The following is a 16,345-nucleotide window of genomic DNA, read 5'->3' on the forward strand; positions in this document are numbered from 1 at the left end:
AATCAACAGGGATTCATCCATCATCCCAACGCCGGCGGTGGGAGCGTTTTCCGATATACTCATATCCAAAGGAGGGACCACGATTCTGACCGAGGTGCCGGAGATGTTTGGCGCTGAAACCATTCTGATGAACCGGTGCCGGGATGAGGAGACATTTCGCAGGACCGTGAAGTTAATCAATGGTTTCAAGGAATATTTCACCAGCCACAACCAGACTATCTACGAAAATCCCTCCCCGGGCAATATAAAGGGAGGCATCTCCACCCTGGAGGACAAGTTTCTTGGCTGCACCCAGAAGTCCGGCTCCTCGCCTGTGTGCGGTGTGCTGGAATACGGTGAGCGTGTCAGGGAGAAGGGGCTTAACCTGCTGTCCGCTCCGGGCAATGACCTGGTAGCTGCCACGGCCCTGGCGGTGTCCGGCGCCCAGATTGTCCTGTTTACCACAGGCAGGGGAACACCCTTCGCTACCCTGGTCCCCGCCATGAAGATTTCCTCCAATTCAAAGCTGGCCGGATACAAGGCCGGCTGGATTGACTTTAACGCCGGCGAAATGGTGGAGACAAAGACAAAGGACCAGGTGGCCATGGAATTGTTCCAATATGTTCTCAGGGTGGCTTCAGGGAAAAAGGTAAAGTCAGAGGAAGCTGGCTTTCATGATTTGGCTATCTTTAAGCAGGGAGTCACACTGTAGAAGGATGGAGCGGATTAAAGCACGGACAAAGGATTGGGTCCGTGCTTTATTTTTTTTCCCAATTTCTTGCAAAGATTTTACAGATTTCATCTTCCGGAATTTACATTCAATCTTTAAGATAAGAACATACCACGGAATGATTAGGAGGAAATGGAGTAATGAGAAGAAGTGTAAAATCTTTGATGGCATTGGCCATGGCAGCTTCAATGGCTGTACTATCCGGCTGCGGTGCGGCTGCGGCGGGAAGCGGAGTCCAGGATAATACGGGCGCATCCAATGCCCAGACCAGCGTGGCGGCGGTAAACCAGACAGGAAGCGGGGCAAAGGCCAACACAGAAACCAATACAGAAACAAAGGCGGAAGGAAACAGCTCCTCCGGAGGAAAAACAGTAATCGAATACTGGCACTGCAACGCGGAAACACAGGGAGGATTGGTGGTAGACGAGCTGGTTAAGCAGTTTAACGAAAGCAACGATCATATCCAGGTAGTGGCAAAGTACAATCCGGACATGTATAAGGGGCTGATGCAGAACCTTCAGGCAGAAGCGGCAGCCGGCAATTCTCCGGCTCTGGTGCAGATTGGCTGGGCGTTCTTAGACTATTTCTCCAATAACTTTTCCTATGTGTCTCCTCAGGAAGCCATTGACAAGTTTGACAAGGAGGAAGCCGGTTTCCTTCAGGACAAATTCCTGCCCAATGTCCTTGAGCTGGCTGTAAACAGCGAGGGTTCACAGGTGGGCATCCCGTATTCTTTGAGTAATCCGGTTCTCTACATCAACAAGGATATCTTAAGAGAGGCAGGACTTCCGGAAGACGGCCCAACTACCTGGCAGGAGGTCAGCGAGTTTGCAAAGACCGTTAAGGAAAAGACCGGAAAGTACGGATTTTATATGCAGGAGCCCGCAGATTTCTGGGCTCAGCAGGGACTGATTGAAAGCAGCGGGGCTAAGATGCTGACCACCAACGCAGAAGGCAAAAAAGAGGCCGCCTTTGCTACGGAGGATGGAATTGAAGCCATGCAGCTGATGGCTGATATGGTGAAGGACCAGACCGCTTTACATATCTCCTGGGAGGAAGGCTGCCAGAGCTTTATCGACGGCAACTGCGCCATGCTTTACACCACCATTGCCAGAAGGGCTTCCGTACAGAAGGGAGCGCAGTTTGACGCTGCAACCGTAAAATCCCCTCTGTGGAATGACAAGGAGCGCATGGTTCCGGCAGGCGGATGCTTCCTGGCCATTACGGCCCAGGGCGACGACCAGGTGAAGGCGGCATGGGAATTTGAGAAGTTCCTCTACAGCGTGGAGTCCATGGCAGCCTGGACAGAGGGCACCGGTTATGTGCCTCCCAGAAAGGATGTGGCCGGGGCTGAGAACGGACTTAAGACATTCCTGGCTGAGAACAAGATGATGAACGCGGCCATCGAGCAGATGGACGGAGTGGTTCCGTGGACAGCGTTCCCGGGAGACGCGGGTCTTCAGGCAGAGCAGATGCTCCTGGATATGAGGGACCAGATTCTGGGCGGACAGGTGACGGCAGAGCAGGGCATGAAGGCAACACAGGATGCCATCAACCAGCTGTTGGCAGTACAGTAACCGGTTGGAGGCACTTACAATAAATTGGAGCGGGTATCCCCGGAGTATATGGGGGTACCTGCCCCTTTATGGAGGTAAAATCAGATTGAATCAGGAAGAAAAAAGGCAGACATTGCTGGGATATTTGTTTCTTGTGCCATCCCTGGCAGTGTTTGCGGTATTCATGTTTTATCCTTTGTTTTATACGGTATATCTCAGTTTTTTTGAGTGGAATATGGTGAAACCGGTGAAAAAGTTTGTGGGGCTGGCTAACTATGCGGCCATTTTTAAGGATCCGAATTCCTGGAAGATTGCAGGCAATACAGTGGTGTATATCCTTGTGCTGCTGGTACTGAATTTTGTTCTGCCCTACATCCTTTCCTTCATCCTGTCAGCGGTGATTAAGAGGGGACAGGGATTTTATAAAGCTGTATTTTTCCTTCCCAGCGTCATCTCTCTGGTGGTGGGTTCCATCCTGTACATCTGGATTCTGAATCCCATTTCCGGCCCGGTGGCCCTTGTGTTAAAGTACTTTGGCCTGGCCCTTCCCTTCTGGTCCAAGACAGAGGGCTGGGTCATTGCGGTGCTGAGCGTAATCACCTCCTGGAAGGTGTTCGGCTATAATTTTATCATCATACTGGCAGGTGTGTCCGGGGTATCCACAGAGGTCATTGAGGCGGCCAGGCTGGATAACATTCCACTGTGGAAAATATTCCGCGACATGGTGGTCCCCATGAGCTCGGCTACCGGAATCTACGTGTTTATCACCACCATTGTACAGGGACTTCAGTATGTGTTTACACCCATCAAGGTGGTGACCCAGGGCGGTCCAAACTATGCCAGCTCCAACCTGATATACATGTCCTATCACGAGGCATTTACCCTGTACCGCACCGGCACCTCGTCAGCCGTGTCAGTGATTACCATGGTGCTGTTCATTGTACTGCTGCTGATGGAATTCCGGTTTGTGGAAAAGGGGGTATATTATGAAAATTAAAGAAATGCAGCCGGGATGGCACCTGCTTCTTCTGTGCGCCGTGTTCCTTCTCCTGATGCCCATTGTTTTTGCTGTGTCCAATTCCTTTAAGACCATGCAGGATGCCTTCAATACGGTGTTTCAGATTATCCCGGCAAGACCCACGGTGCAGAATTACATCCATGTATTCAGCAAGCTGCCCTTTTTAAGGATTACCATGAATACCTTTTTGATTGCTGCCACTGTAACCATTTTTAAGACCGTTACCAGCCTGTTTGCGGCATATTCCTTTGTATATTTTGATTTCGGGGGCAAGGGAATCCTGTATTTTATCATGCTGGCCACTATGTTCATACCATTTACCGTTACCATGATTCCCAACTATCTGATGATTTCCAAAATCGGACTCAGCGACAAGATATGGGGCGTGGCCCTGCCCCAGCTGGCCGATGTGCTGGGAATCTTTCTGCTGCGCCAGTCCATGCGGGGAATCCCCAGAGCTCTTATCGAGGCTGCCAGGATGGAGAATGTGAAGAATCTGAAAATTATGAGGGATATCATCATCCCGCTAGTTCGGCCCTCCATCATTTCCACGGGAATTATCTTTTTCATCAATTCCTGGAACGAGTACGTGTGGCCGGTTCTTATACTGAAAAGCAAGGAGAATTACACCCTGTCCCTGGCCCTGCAGATGTACATAAGCGCGGAGGGAGGGACGGAATTTACCATAGCAATGGCTGTTTCCGTCATGACCATGATGATTCCGCTGGCATTGTATATCCTGTTCCAGCGCTACATCATAAACACCTTTGCCATGTCGGGCATCAAGGGTTAGAGCGTGTCTGAAAATTCACGGTCGAAGGAATCAAATAAGGAGAAATAAATGAAAAACATAGTATTTGACCATGTAGTAAAGGCTTATGACAAAAATGTAATCGTAAAGGATTTGAATATGGAAATCAGGGAAGGAGAGCGCCTGATTCTGTTGGGACCTTCCGGCTGCGGCAAATCCACCACCCTGCGGATGATTGCGGGCCTGGAGAAGCTCAGCGGGGGAAATCTCTATATGGACGGCCGTCTGGTAAACGATGTTCCCTGCGGGGAGAGGAATGTGTCCATGGTATTTCAGAACTATGCCCTGTTTCCTCATATGACGGTGCAAAATAATATCATTTACGGCTTAAAGGCCCACAAGATGGATCCGGCGGAGATAAAGACCAGACTTTCGGAGGTCCTGGATATGCTGGACCTGAAGGGACTGGAGGATCGCAGGCCTAAGGACCTCTCCGGCGGCCAGCGCCAGAGGGTCGCGCTGGCCAGGGCAGTGGTGAAGCGCTCGGATTATTTTCTTTTGGACGAACCCCTTTCCAACCTGGACGCCCAGCTGAGGCTGCGGGCCAGGAAGGAGCTGGTGAAAATCCATGAGATGTACCACCAGACCCTTATTTATGTAACCCATGACCAAATTGAGGCAATGACCGTGGGACAGCGCATAGCACTGATGCACGAGGGGAAAATGCAGATGCTTGACACCCCTTCCAATGTATACAACCGTCCGGCCAATGTATTTACCGCAAAATTCATCGGCTCCCCCTCCATGAATATTGTGGAGGCATCCTACACCAAGGGAACGCTGGTGATTGGAAGACAGGTGATCTGGCTGCCGGACATGTGGTCCGGATTGGCCTCACGCAACGAGTCCGGCCGCCTGTTCCTGGGAATCCGTCCGGAGCACATGGTTTTATTACGCAGGCACCAGGACAATACCCTGGAAGGAACCGTCAAGTACGTGGAGGATTACGGCAACCGGTACGGCGTATACGTGCAGGTGGACAATATGGAGTTTATCGCTGTGAGCGAGGGCGATATCCCTGCTCCGGGAGAGAACGTATACATCCAGCCGGATTTTGACAGAATCCATCTCTTTGACAGGACCACCCAGGTATCCCTGGGCTATCCTGAACAGCTGAGGGCCGCCAAGGAGCCGCATATACTCCCAAAGGTCTCCAAAAAGAAGGGAGAGAACGACAATGGCTTTGCTCATCAGTACCAATATGTATAAGGCGGAGGAGTTTAAGAGAGTTCTGCCCTATGTGGAAAAATGGAGGGGACAGGTGGGGGTGGAAGTATTTCCCATGTTCCACCAGCAGATATTTGCCCCTCTTCTTGAGGAGAGCACGGACATTTTAAGCCGTGTTCCCATCAGCTTTCACGGCCCCTATTACAAGGCGGAGCACTCGGCGCCCCAGGGAACCCCGGAGTATGAGTATACCATGGAGCTGGTGGAGCAGACCCTTCATTATTCAGAGAAACTCAACAGCCGCTATATGGTTTTTCATCACAACAACTGTGTAGTCAGGGATAAGGAGAGGATGCTCAGGGATTCCTGCGTGAATTACCGCAGAGTGGAGGAACTGTTTCGTCCCTTGGGAATACCGGTGGCAGTGGAGAATGCAGGGGTCATGGACCGGAACAATATGCTGTTAGATGAGAATGAGTTTGTCTCCCTGTGCGGGACAGAAAAGTACCCGGTGCTCATCGACATCGGCCATGCCCATGCCAATGGCTGGGACCTGCGCGGCGTTATGGAGCGCCTCAAGGGGCAGATTCTGGCATACCATCTTCACAATAATGACGGAGTTCACGACAGCCACAGGCGGATTGGAGACGGAACCCTGGATTTTGAAATCTTTATGACATGGGCCAGGGAATATACCCCTCAGGCTGACCTGGTAGTGGAGTACGGCATGGAGACAGCGGATGACTGCCAGGGGATTGTGGAGGATGTGGAACGGCTGCTGGCCTTTGAAAATAGTTTGTAATAATTTGGAAAATAAAGTCCAATAGTTAAAAGCGCAGATTGAATATTTGTCCGCGCTTTTTTTATGTAGCAGTAACTGAGCTTTTCCGTGAAACGATTGTATTTAATGATGGATTATGCTTCGAAAGAGATGAATATTCAGACATCCTTACCGGGACAAACTCTTCCTATATTCATCAATCACATACTTCGCCCTCTCCGCATATTCCCGGGGCGTATAGATATAGTACTGGATTTCCAGCTCAGGCCGTTCGCCCACCCTGCCCATAAGTGTGCCGGTCCGCCTGTTCTGGGTACCGGTATTGACAATCTTTACTTCGCAGGGAATCTGTGCGGCCTTCAGGGCCTGATGTACGGTGGTGTATAATTCCAGGTCGTTGGTCATGAACACTTCTGTCTTTTTCTTTATTCCGAACATAGATGCCTCCATTTCTGCCAGTGGGAGTTGCTGTCCGGGCCTGTGAACTGCCTGGATTTGTCAGCTGCTGCCTGACTGCAATAAAATCAGGTTCTGTATATATCCTATCACATTTCAGAGTAAATTCCATCAGAAAAATTCAATGGACCGTTTAACGTGTAAATTATCTACAATATACAGAAAAATATAAAATGGGTTCAGAATATTGGATAATTTGCCAGGATTTCGGATGGTTCAGGCGACAATGAGAAGATATAATGAAATTGCAGACAAAAAGGACAGGGGGATGACAAAGGAAGAGATTTTGGTCCATGCGGGCCATACGCTGTTAAAGGCAGTCTCAACCCGGGATGAGATACAGACACTCTGTGAGGAAGCCATTGAAAACCGCACGGCTTCGGTCTGTATCCCTCCCGGCTATGTTAAGCGGGTATCAAATGCTTATGGGGACAAGCCGAATGTGTGCACGGTCATTGGTTTTCCGCTGGGATATAATATCACGGAAACAAAGGTTTACGGAACCCGGAGGGTCCTGGCGGACGGAGCCGGGGAAGTGGATATGGTGGTAATCTTAGGCGATGTGAAAAAAGGTGAGTTCTCCAGGATCACCCGTGAAATCGAGGCAGTTAAAACGGCAGCCGGGAGGCAGGAACCCATTGATTCGGTATTCAAACCATATTAACCAAGTTTAAAGGAGGATAAAGGTAATGAAAAAAAGAAGATTAATCCCGGTTTTATGCGCGGCGGCAGTGGCTGTCAGCCTGGCTGGCTGTTCAGGCGGTTCAGGTTCCGCCACAGATAAAGGCGCGGATACCCAGGCGACCAAGGCTGAGGCCGGTGCAGAGAAAGGAAAGGATGAGGACAGCGGAGCGAAGAAGGAAGAGGGAGGAGCTGCTTCCAAGGATGAGAAGCTCATAATTTACAGCCCCCTTACAGAGTCCATGATTGATTCCATGCTGGCCATGTTTGAGGAGGACACCGGTATTGACGCTGAGTGCCTGGCCATGGGTACCGGCGACGCGTTAAAGAGAATCCAGACAGAAGCAGACAATCCCCAGGCGGATATCCTCTGGTCAGGAACCATCGGAACCGTAAAGAACAAGAGCGAGTATTTTGCGGATTACACAACATCCAACGAGGACGCGTTCTATGATGAATACAAGAATACAGAGGGCAATCTGACACGCTTTGATACCATTCCATCGGTTATCATGGTGAACACGGACCTGATTGGCGATATCAGGATGGAAGGATATGAGGACCTGCTGAATCCTGAATTAAAGGGCAGAATTGCCTTTGCGGACCCGGCCGCGTCTTCTTCCTCCTTCGAGCATCTGGTAAACATGCTCTATGCAATGGGCGGCGGCAATCCTGACAATGGATGGGACTATGTAAAACAGTTCTGTGCACAGTTGGACGGAAAGCTCTTAGGCGGTTCCTCCGCGGTTTATAAGGGCGTTGCGGACGGAGAGTACACCGTGGGACTTACCTTCGAGCAGGGTTCCGCGCAGTATGTGGGCGCAGGCGCGCCTGTTAAGACAGTCTATATGAGTGAAGGTGTTATCTTCCGAGGCGACGGCGTATACATCATCAAGGGCTGCCCCAATGAATCAAATGCCCAGAAGTTCGTGGACTGGCTCACAAGCAAGGATGTACAGGAATTCATGAACAATACCCAGTACAGAAGAACCATCCGCAAGGATGTGGAGGCAGGAGACGCCATGGCTCCCATGGATCAGATTAAGGTAATCCAGGATGACGAGACAGACACGGCGGCACACAAGTCTGAATGGCTGGATGAGTTCAAGGAGCTGTTTACAGAGTAAACCAATCCATAGATCAGGTGAACGGTACATATATCGGGGGCGTGGCTTAATATGTCAGCCCCCTTCATTTTAGAGGAATTGAGGGGAAACGTATGAGTGTTTCAATTGGAATCGACAATGTGGCGAAAAAATATGGGGACATGACTATCATACCGGACTTGTCCGCTTTTATAAAAAATGGGGAATTCTTCACCCTCCTGGGGCCATCCGGATGCGGCAAGACCACTCTGCTGCGCATGATTGCCGGGTTTAACAGTATCGAAGGGGGGAGCATCAAATTTGACGGCAAGGTCATCAACGATATTCCGGCCCAGAAAAGGAACATCGGCATGGTGTTCCAGAGCTATGCCATCTTCCCCCATCTGACGGTCCGCCAGAACGTGGAATATGGCCTGAAAATCCGCAAGGTGCCAAAGGAGCACATGAAGGAGCGTGTGGATGAAATCCTGAAGGCGGTAAAAATCGACGAATATCAGGACCGTCTGCCGGAGCGCCTGTCCGGCGGCCAGCAGCAGAGAGTGGCCCTGGCCAGGGCCATTGTCATCCATCCCCAGGTGCTTCTCATGGATGAGCCGCTGTCCAATCTGGATGCCAAGCTGCGTATCGAGATGCGAAGCGCCATTCGGGATGTGCAGAAGCAGGTGGGCATTACCACTGTTTACGTGACCCACGACCAGGAGGAAGCCCTTGCCATTTCAGACAGGGTTGCGGTCATGAAGCTGGGGGTGATTCAGCAGATTGGAAGTCCCCAGGACATCTATGCAAGGCCCTGCAATGCATTTGTATCCACCTTCATCGGCCATTCCAATCTCTTTTTCGGAACCATAAGAAAGCAAGGGGGTGTGCCCTCCGTTGTGTTTGAGGGCGGATACCATGTGGAGATGCCAAATCTTGTGGATACGGTGACGGAGGGCCAAAGGGTAGTGGTATCTGTCCGCCCTGAGGAATTCTCGCTGAATCGGGAAGGCATGGATTGCGAAATCATCAGCAGGACCTTCCTGGGCAAATATACCAACTACTTTCTGCGCTTCGGAGAGGGTATGGTGCTGGAGGACCAGCCAAGCATCGAGTACTCTCAGGATTTGGGCCATGTGGACCGTATATTCGCGGTGGGAGAAAAGATACGCCTTAGACCGAACCCCAATAAAATCAACGTGTTCACCCAGGACATGGAACAGAGTCTGATAAAGGATGTGAAGAGATATGACGAATAAGAAAATCAGGTGGGACTTCTGGACTTTTGTGACAGTGGTCATCATTGCCCTGTTTGCCCTGTTCCTTCTCTATCCGCTCATCAGTCTTTTCTTAAGCGGCTTCAAGGACACGGAGACAGGGGTCTGGACCATTGACAACTATGCCAGGTTCTTTTCAAAGAAGTATTATAAGAGCGCACTGCTCAACTCGTTTAAGCTGACCTTCAGCGTGACAGTGGCGGCCATTATACTGGGCGTGCCTCTGGCCTATTTCATGTCGTTCTATAAGATAAAAGGAAAAGGAGCGCTGGAAATCCTGTTCATCATCTCCATGATGAGCCCCAACTTTATCGGCGCCTACTCCTGGATCCTGCTTCTGGGAAGAAGCGGCACCGTGACTCAGCTTTTAAAGGGCCTGGGAATCCATATGCCGTCCATTTACGGCTTTGGAGGAATGCTGTTGGTATTTGCACTTAAGCTGTATCCCTTTATCTATATGTATGTGTCGGGAGCCCTCAAAAAGATAGACGTGGCCCTGTCAGAGGCGGCGGAAAGCCTGGGATGCGGGGGACTGAAAAAGGTCCTTACCGTAATCATGCCCCTTGTAACCCCTACCCTCATAGCGGCAGCACTGCTGGTGTTTATGAACTGTATGGCGGACTTTGGTACGCCTGCCCTGATTGGCGAGGGATACCGCGTTATGCCTACCCTGGTATACTCCGAGTTCGTGGGAGAGACAGGCGGCTCCGCCAACTTTGCGGCATGTATGGCGACTATCATGGTGGTAGTCACCGCCACCGTGTTCCTGCTTCAGAAATGGTATGTGAATACCAAGTCCTTTACCATGAGCTCCATGAGGCCGATACAGCCCAAGGAGGCCTATGGAATCAAAGGCTTTTTCATCCACCTGTTTATCTATCTGCTGGCAGCCACCTCCATCATACCCCAGTGCATGGTTGTGTACACCTCCTTCCGTGCTGCCAAGATGCAGGTGTTTGTGGATATGTCCCCGGTGAATGACCTGATTGTTGCTGCCGAGGTGGTTGAGGACGAGTCCGAACCATATGGGGGTATCGCAGAATGTTTATGATTGGGGCGGCTCTGTGGGCTGGGACGGCGTAGCCGGCTGAGCCGGTACCGACGGGTCCTTGATGCCGTACACTCGCTTCCATTCCTTAGTGCCCTCCACCTTCACCGTCTCGCAGCGGTTCAGATTCAGGAATTTTACCAGTTCATAACAGCTGACCCAGATTTCATTGTTGCTGTCCTTTTGGGATTCATCGAATATAAGTTCCAGGCCAAAGTGGAGATGGGGGTCGTCGATGTTGTTGGTGTTCTCCGTGCGGCTGTAACCGGTGCGCCCCAGATAGCCTATGACATCCCCGGCCTGCACCACGCTGCCCACCTCCAGGCCGGACTGGTAGGGGTAATTCTTGCGCAGATGGGCGTAATAGTAGTAGCGTTTGTGGTCAAAGCTGCGTATTCCCAGCCTCCATCCGCCATACTGGTTCCAGCCCAGGGCTTCCACATAGCCGGATTCCACGGCAACCACCGGAGTCCCCACCTGGCCCATCATGTCGTGGCCCAGGTGCTGGCGCTTGAAGCCATAGCTGCGGGCCACGCCGAAGTCGTCAAAATCACTGTAGGGAAATCCTTTGGCGATGGGGGAAAATGCCTTGAGTCCGTATTTTGTCACCCAGACCGTGGCGGGATCTCCGGGGGCTCCCCCTGCCACGCCTGAGGGAAGATAAGCGGCAGGGGCCTCGCTTGCCGGTATCTCTGCCTCAAACTGGCCTACCATGCCGTCTAATACAGCCCCGTAAGCCTGGCGGTAATACGAGTAATACTTCATGTCTTTTGTCAATTCTTCCATGGTGGTTTCGCCGTTTTTCAGCTTTTCAGCCACCGCGGTCATGTGTTCCGGCTTATATTTGGAAAAGTCTCCGCCGTAACGGGTACCCAGATAGGCCAGTAAATCCACCCAGTTCAGATGGATGTCAGATCGGCATGTGTCCACGTCAAGGCGGAATGCCTGGTTCATTGCCTCTGAGGTGACACCAAAGTCCACCCATTTGATATAATCCTTATTTTTATCCGCTTTCTTATCTGTCTCTGTATTGTCCGGGTCCGCGCTGTCCGTGTTTTCCAGGGGATTCATGTATCCGGCCAGCCTGGATGCCTGGCTTATGACTGCCTGGCCCGGATCTGTTTTAAAAAGGAATATGCTGAGACACAGCAGGCTTAGCACCAGCATTTCCCCGTAAATCACTGTCTTTGCACTGATATGTAAATGCTCCCGGAGCATTCGGAAGAATCTCATAATATAACCGCCTCCTGACACCCTTTCGGGAAATATGGGTCCTGGAGTAATCTTATGTCTGCCCAAGGTGCTTTATGCATGAATGAGGGGAGAGGGGGCAATTTGTACAAAAGAAAAATTATCTTCTATTGGCCGTAAACGTATACGGCCGTAAATTTTACGAAAACCATTCTTTAAAACGGAGAAATGGGGAGAAGGCCTAATATGAAACAAGTAATAATCAAAGATATTGCAAGAGAGGCAGGGGTATTCATCGCCTCTGTATCCAGGGCGTTAAACGGGATGGACGGCATCAGCGAGAAAAAACGCAGCCGGATATTGCGGGTATGTGAACGGCTCTCCTACACCCCCAACGGATTGGCCAGGAGTCTTGTAAAGCGCAGGACCCAGACCATAGGCATCATCATGCCGGATATCATGAGTCCTTTTTACTCCGAACTCATGGTGAAGGCGTCGGACGCAGCTCACAAGAGGGGGTATCAGGTGCTGCTGTGCAACAGCTTCCGGGAACTGAGGGCAGAGAGGGATTATCTGAAGCTTCTGGCAGAACACCAGGTGGAGGGAATCCTGATATTTCCCATTGGTCCAAGGAGCACGGAGAGCATGAGTGAGTTCATTCACAACGTGCCCATGGTGGCCCTCAATGAGCTTACGGGCCAGTGCGGGATTCCCTATGTCTGCGCCGACGAGGAGCAGGCCGGCAGTATCGCGGTGGTGAAAAACATGCCCTTTGCCTCCAGGGCAGGAACGTCCAATATGCTCCAGATCAGCACGGAGCTGGAGGAAGCCGCCCAGGTGGAAAACGCGGGGTTCCCGCGCAGGTTCTTTAAGATTGTGTTCCCCCTGTCAAAGGGCGGCATGATAAGCGGATTCATGCTGGTATTCATCAGCATCATGAAGGAACTGGACCTGATAGTCATACTCATGACGCCCAGCCAGCAGACGCTGCCCTATATGGCGTACGCCTATTCGGCGGAAAATCTGATTCAGCTGTCCAGTGCAGTGACCATCGTTATGTTTGTGCTGGTATTCTTCGTCTACTGGTTTGCAAATACCTTTACGGACGCGGACATCACCAAGGGCTTTTAATGCGGGAGGATATGAAAGATGAGCAGAATTGAATTAAGAGGAATCAATAAATATTATGGCAAGAACCATGTGTTAAAGGACATCAGCCTGGTGATTGAGGACGGGGAGTTTATGACCCTGTTAGGACCGTCAGGCTGCGGCAAGACCACCACCCTGCGCGTGGCGGCCGGCCTGGAGAAACCCCAGAAAGGGTATATGTACATGGGGGACAGGGAGATTGTCAACGCGCCTGAAAAGTTTTATGAGGAACCGGGAAAACGCCATCTTAACCTGGTGTTCCAGTCCTATGCCCTTTGGCCCCACATGACGGTATTTGACAATGCGGCCTTTGGCCTTAAGGTGGCAAAGGTGCCCAAGGAGGAGATACGAAAGAAGGTGGAAAACGCCTTAAAGCGCATGAGGATTGAGGCGTTCATTGACCGGTACCCATCGGAACTGTCCGGCGGACAGCAGCAGCGCGTGGCCATAGCCAGGGCCATTGTGTCGGAGCCGGAGGTGCTGCTTTTAGATGAGCCGCTGTCCAACCTGGACGCCAAGCTGAGAATTGAGATGAGAAGTGAAATCAAACGGCTCCATCAGGAGTTAGGCACCACCATTATCTATGTGACCCATGACCAGACAGAGGCCCTGACCATGTCTACCAAGGTAGCCATTTTCTTTGAGGGCGTACTGGAGCAGGTGGCGCCTCCCATGGAGCTGTACCAAAACCCCGCCTCCCTGCGGGTGGCTGATTTTATCGGCAATCCAAAGGTGAATTTCCTTCCGGGAAAGGCCAGGGTGTCGGGAGATGCCATGACCGTGGAATCCGTATTGGGAACCGTGACCTTTGATAAGAAGTCCTTTACCGGGGAAGCTCCCGGCGACGGCAGCTTTGAGGCGGTGGTCGGGGTGAGACCGGAGCTGGCGGAGATACTGGACGGACCGGCAGAGGGCAGCATAGAAGCGGAAGTATACTCCGTGATGCCCGCCGGCTCAGAGACAACCATTTACCTGGAAGTGGGCGGGGAGCGCATCCTGTACCGGACCATGTGCTCATGGTGGGGGATGCGCCGGGAGACTGTGAGGCCGCGGCGGACAACGGGGTATACTATTATCCTATCCTGGTAAAGCATGAGGAGATGTCGTGGCGCCGGTTCCCGGGCGAAGCACTGGAAAGACTGGTACGGGGAACCTACGGAGGGGCCTGGCAGGAACAGATGGTGAAAACGTTCCGCGGGGCCCTTTTTTACTTTATCCGGAGAAAAATGGGAAAGCTGGCGCAGGAAAATACAGGCAGCAGATTTAAGTGGAAAAAGCCCTCTGATTTATGTATAATGAAAGCAGTGATAAAAGCGGCATAGAGGAGGATTGCATAATGGAGAATTTTGAGTTTTTCACACCAACCAGGATGATATTTGGTAAGAATACCCATCAGCAGGTAGGAAAGATTGTAAAGGAATACGGATTTAAGAAGGTGCTGGTGCATTTCGGAGGGGCCAGCGCAAGGAAGTCCGGACTTCTGGACGCGGTTACAGGAGCCCTTGAGGCAGAGGGAATACAGTATGTGACGCTGGGAGGCGTACAGGCTAATCCCACTCTGGCAAAGGCAAAAGAGGGAATAGAACTGTGTCTTAGGGAGGGCGTGGACCTGGTGCTTGCTGTTGGAGGAGGCAGCGTGATTGACTCAGCCAAGTGCATAGCGGACGGCGCGGGAAACCCGGATGCGGACGTGTGGACCTATTTCCGCCAGGAGGCTGTGCCGGCCAGGGCATTGCCGGTGGGCGTCATTCTGACGCTTTCTGCCTCCGGCAGCGAGATGAGCGCATCCTGTGTCATCACAAATGAGGAAAATGGATTTAAGCGTGGCTTTAACAGCGTGACCCACCGCCCCCTGTTTTCCATCTGCAACCCGGAGCTGACCTGTACGGTAAGCAAATACCAGACAGCCTGCGGTACGGTGGATATCATGATGCACACCCTGGAGCGGTATTTCAGCAGGACCAGGGACACGGAACTGACGGACCGCATAGCCGAGGCATTGTTAAAGTCCACGGTGGAGGCGGGCAGGATTGCCGATAAAGAGCCGGATAACTATGAAGCCAGGGCCGCTCTTATGTGGGGAGGCAGCCTTTCCCATAACGGACTGACAGGAGCGGGGAGGGATTTCTTTATGCAGGTGCACCAGCTGGAGCACGAGCTTTCCGGCATGTACCCGTCCATTGCCCACGGAGCAGGTCTGGCAGCCCTGTGGCCGTCCTGGGCCAGGTTTGTGTGCCCCGGCGATGTGAACCGCTTTGCCCGGTATGCGGTCCGGGTGTGGAACATAGACATGGATTTTGACTGCCCTATGAACACGGCTCTGGCAGGAATCCGGGCCACGGAGGATTTCTATAAGAGCCTGGGTATGCCGTCCTCCTTAAAAGAACTTGGTGTGGAGGAAGAACGCCTGGAAGAGATGGCCGAGAAGTGCACCAACATGGGCAAGCGCACCCTGCCGGGCATCCGGGAACTGGGCAAGGAAGAAATGATGGAAATTTACAGGATGGCTATGGGAGAATAACCGGGATGGCAGAATAACGGCCATGGGAGTTTGGCCTGCCCGGTCAACAAGAAGGAGACAGAAAATGGACGCAATTAACAGCCGCAGGAGTATACGCAGGTTCTCAGACAGGGAAATACCGCATGATATTATCTGTAAAATTATAGAAAGCGGGATAAAGGCTCCCTCGTCCAAGAACAGACAGCCGTGGAAATTTATGGTCATCCAGGGACAGGCAAAGGAAGAAATGTTGAGGGCGTTTCGGGCCGGCATCCAGAGGGAAAAGTCAGGCAGAGCCATGCTGCCGGAAAGCAGCAGGCACCTGAGAGGCGCGGAGTACACGGTCCAAATCATGGAACAGGCGCCGGTGGTCATATTTGTCCTGAATCCCCTGGGAAAAGGGCTGTTTGCTCCCCTGAATGACGAGGACAGGATTTATGAGCTCTGTAATATCCAGTCTGTCAGCGCGGCAATTGAGAATATGCTTTTGGAAGCAACGGATTTGGGAATCGGAAGTCTGTGGATCTGCGATATATTCTTTGCCTATGAGGAGCTGTGCGGATGGATGGACTGCGGGGGTGAGCTGGTGGCAGCCGTGGCCTTCGGCTATCCGGAGGAGTCGCCGTCACCCAGGCCCCGAAAAGGGTTTGAGGACGTGGTGGTCTGGAGACGATGAGACGAAAGGATGGAGCCAGAATACCGGGACTGAGACGCCGGGACTGAAGTGCAGAAAATATATGCAGACTATTGCCAACCGTCCTCATATGTGCTATGATTCAGCTATAATTAAATAAAGTTCTTCGGGGCAGGGTGTGATTCCCTACCGGCGGTAATAGTCCGCGACCCGCTACGGCGGCTGATCTGGTGTGATTCCAGAACCGACAGTATAGTCTGGATGAGAGAAGAAGGTGTGTAAGTG

14 protein-coding genes, 3 pseudogenes and 1 riboswitch are annotated in these 16,345 nt (G+C 51.8%); of the genes and pseudogenes, 15 read left to right on the top strand and 2 right to left on the bottom strand.

All coding sequences use genetic code 11. The features are described from left to right. Positions 1-13: 13 nt before the first annotated feature. The 6 genes and pseudogenes from LA360_RS22415 to LA360_RS22440 all read left to right on the top strand — a co-directional run. A pseudogene (locus LA360_RS22415) lies at positions 14-691 on the top strand (altronate dehydratase); the annotation flags it as partial. Positions 692-849: 158 nt separating this feature from the next. After that, positions 850-2,286 carry an ABC transporter substrate-binding protein gene (locus LA360_RS22420; RefSeq protein WP_022201991.1) on the top strand — a complete coding sequence of 479 codons (1,437 nt, stop codon included), beginning with the start codon at positions 850-852 and terminating at the stop codon, positions 2,284-2,286. An 85-nt stretch (positions 2,287-2,371) separates the two neighbouring features. Then, on the top strand, positions 2,372-3,262 hold the full coding sequence (locus tag LA360_RS22425; RefSeq protein ID WP_022201992.1) for a carbohydrate ABC transporter permease: 891 nt from the start codon (positions 2,372-2,374) through the stop codon (positions 3,260-3,262). Further along, complete coding sequence (locus LA360_RS22430; RefSeq protein ID WP_089774741.1) at positions 3,252-4,076, top strand: carbohydrate ABC transporter permease; 825 nt, start codon at positions 3,252-3,254, stop codon at positions 4,074-4,076. Before LA360_RS22425 ends, LA360_RS22430 begins: the two co-directional genes overlap by 11 nt. A 48-nt stretch (positions 4,077-4,124) precedes the next feature. Next, complete coding sequence (locus LA360_RS22435) at positions 4,125-5,303, top strand: ABC transporter ATP-binding protein (RefSeq protein WP_022201994.1); 1,179 nt, start codon at positions 4,125-4,127, stop codon at positions 5,301-5,303. Next, positions 5,272-6,063: a sugar phosphate isomerase/epimerase family protein gene (locus LA360_RS22440; RefSeq protein ID WP_112481573.1), complete on the top strand. Its 792-nt coding sequence runs from the start codon at positions 5,272-5,274 to the stop codon at positions 6,061-6,063. The genes LA360_RS22435 and LA360_RS22440 overlap by 32 nt, the downstream gene beginning before the upstream one ends. Positions 6,064-6,210: 147 nt before the next feature. Here the strand turns inward: LA360_RS22440 and LA360_RS22445 are convergent, their stop codons facing one another. Further along, on the bottom strand, positions 6,211-6,480 hold the full coding sequence (locus LA360_RS22445) for a hypothetical protein (protein WP_022201996.1): 270 nt from the start codon (positions 6,478-6,480) through the stop codon (positions 6,211-6,213). A 229-nt stretch (positions 6,481-6,709) separates the two neighbouring features. Between LA360_RS22445 and LA360_RS22450 the strand changes: the two genes are divergently transcribed. The 4 genes and pseudogenes from LA360_RS22450 to LA360_RS22465 all read left to right on the top strand — a co-directional run. Beyond that, positions 6,710-7,162: a deoxyribose-phosphate aldolase gene (locus LA360_RS22450; protein WP_112481574.1), complete on the top strand. Its 453-nt coding sequence runs from the start codon at positions 6,710-6,712 to the stop codon at positions 7,160-7,162. 25 nt (positions 7,163-7,187) lie between these two features. After that, the gene (locus LA360_RS22455) at positions 7,188-8,306 is read left to right on the top strand and encodes an ABC transporter substrate-binding protein (protein ID WP_112481575.1); all 1,119 of its coding nucleotides are present in this window, start codon (positions 7,188-7,190) and stop codon (positions 8,304-8,306) included. 92 nt (positions 8,307-8,398) lie between these two features. After that, positions 8,399-9,520, top strand: coding sequence for an ABC transporter ATP-binding protein (locus LA360_RS22460; protein ID WP_022201999.1), 1,122 nt, complete (start codon positions 8,399-8,401; stop codon positions 9,518-9,520). Continuing rightward, positions 9,510-10,502, top strand: a pseudogene (locus LA360_RS22465) (ABC transporter permease); the annotation flags it as partial. The gene LA360_RS22460 and the pseudogene LA360_RS22465, both read left to right, overlap by 11 nt. An 81-nt stretch (positions 10,503-10,583) precedes the next feature. Here LA360_RS22465 and LA360_RS22470 read toward each other — a convergent pair. Next, positions 10,584-11,819 (bottom strand): M23 family metallopeptidase, encoded by a 1,236-nt coding sequence (locus LA360_RS22470; RefSeq protein ID WP_057571230.1) that lies wholly within the window; start codon positions 11,817-11,819, stop codon positions 10,584-10,586. Positions 11,820-12,023: 204 nt separating this feature from the next. Here LA360_RS22470 and LA360_RS22475 point away from each other — a divergent pair, with 204 nt between their 5' ends. The 5 genes and pseudogenes from LA360_RS22475 to LA360_RS22495 all read left to right on the top strand — a co-directional run bounded on the left by LA360_RS22475 (position 12,024) and on the right by LA360_RS22495 (position 16,102). Beyond that, a complete protein-coding gene (locus tag LA360_RS22475) occupies positions 12,024-12,908 on the top strand; it encodes a LacI family DNA-binding transcriptional regulator (RefSeq protein WP_081031141.1) in 885 nt (294 codons plus the stop codon). Positions 12,909-12,926: 18 nt separating this feature from the next. Next, on the top strand, positions 12,927-14,015 hold the full coding sequence (locus LA360_RS22480; protein ID WP_022202003.1) for an ABC transporter ATP-binding protein: 1,089 nt from the start codon (positions 12,927-12,929) through the stop codon (positions 14,013-14,015). Continuing rightward, positions 13,928-14,131 (top strand): annotated as a pseudogene (locus LA360_RS31995) (HAD family hydrolase); the annotation flags it as partial. The gene LA360_RS22480 and the pseudogene LA360_RS31995, both read left to right, overlap by 88 nt. Positions 14,132-14,262: 131 nt before the next feature. Next, the gene (locus LA360_RS22490; RefSeq protein WP_002585998.1) at positions 14,263-15,447 is read left to right on the top strand and encodes an iron-containing alcohol dehydrogenase; all 1,185 of its coding nucleotides are present in this window, start codon (positions 14,263-14,265) and stop codon (positions 15,445-15,447) included. 64 nt (positions 15,448-15,511) lie between these two features. After that, positions 15,512-16,102 carry a nitroreductase family protein gene (locus LA360_RS22495; RefSeq protein ID WP_022202004.1) on the top strand — a complete coding sequence of 197 codons (591 nt, stop codon included), beginning with the start codon at positions 15,512-15,514 and terminating at the stop codon, positions 16,100-16,102. A 116-nt stretch (positions 16,103-16,218) separates the two neighbouring features. Beyond that, positions 16,219-16,337, top strand: a riboswitch (FMN riboswitch). The last annotated feature ends 8 nt before the right edge of the window (positions 16,338-16,345 follow it).

The sequence above is a fragment of the Enterocloster clostridioformis genome, assembly GCF_020297485.1.
GTDB classification, from domain to species: Bacteria; Bacillota; Clostridia; order Lachnospirales; family Lachnospiraceae; genus Enterocloster; species Enterocloster clostridioformis.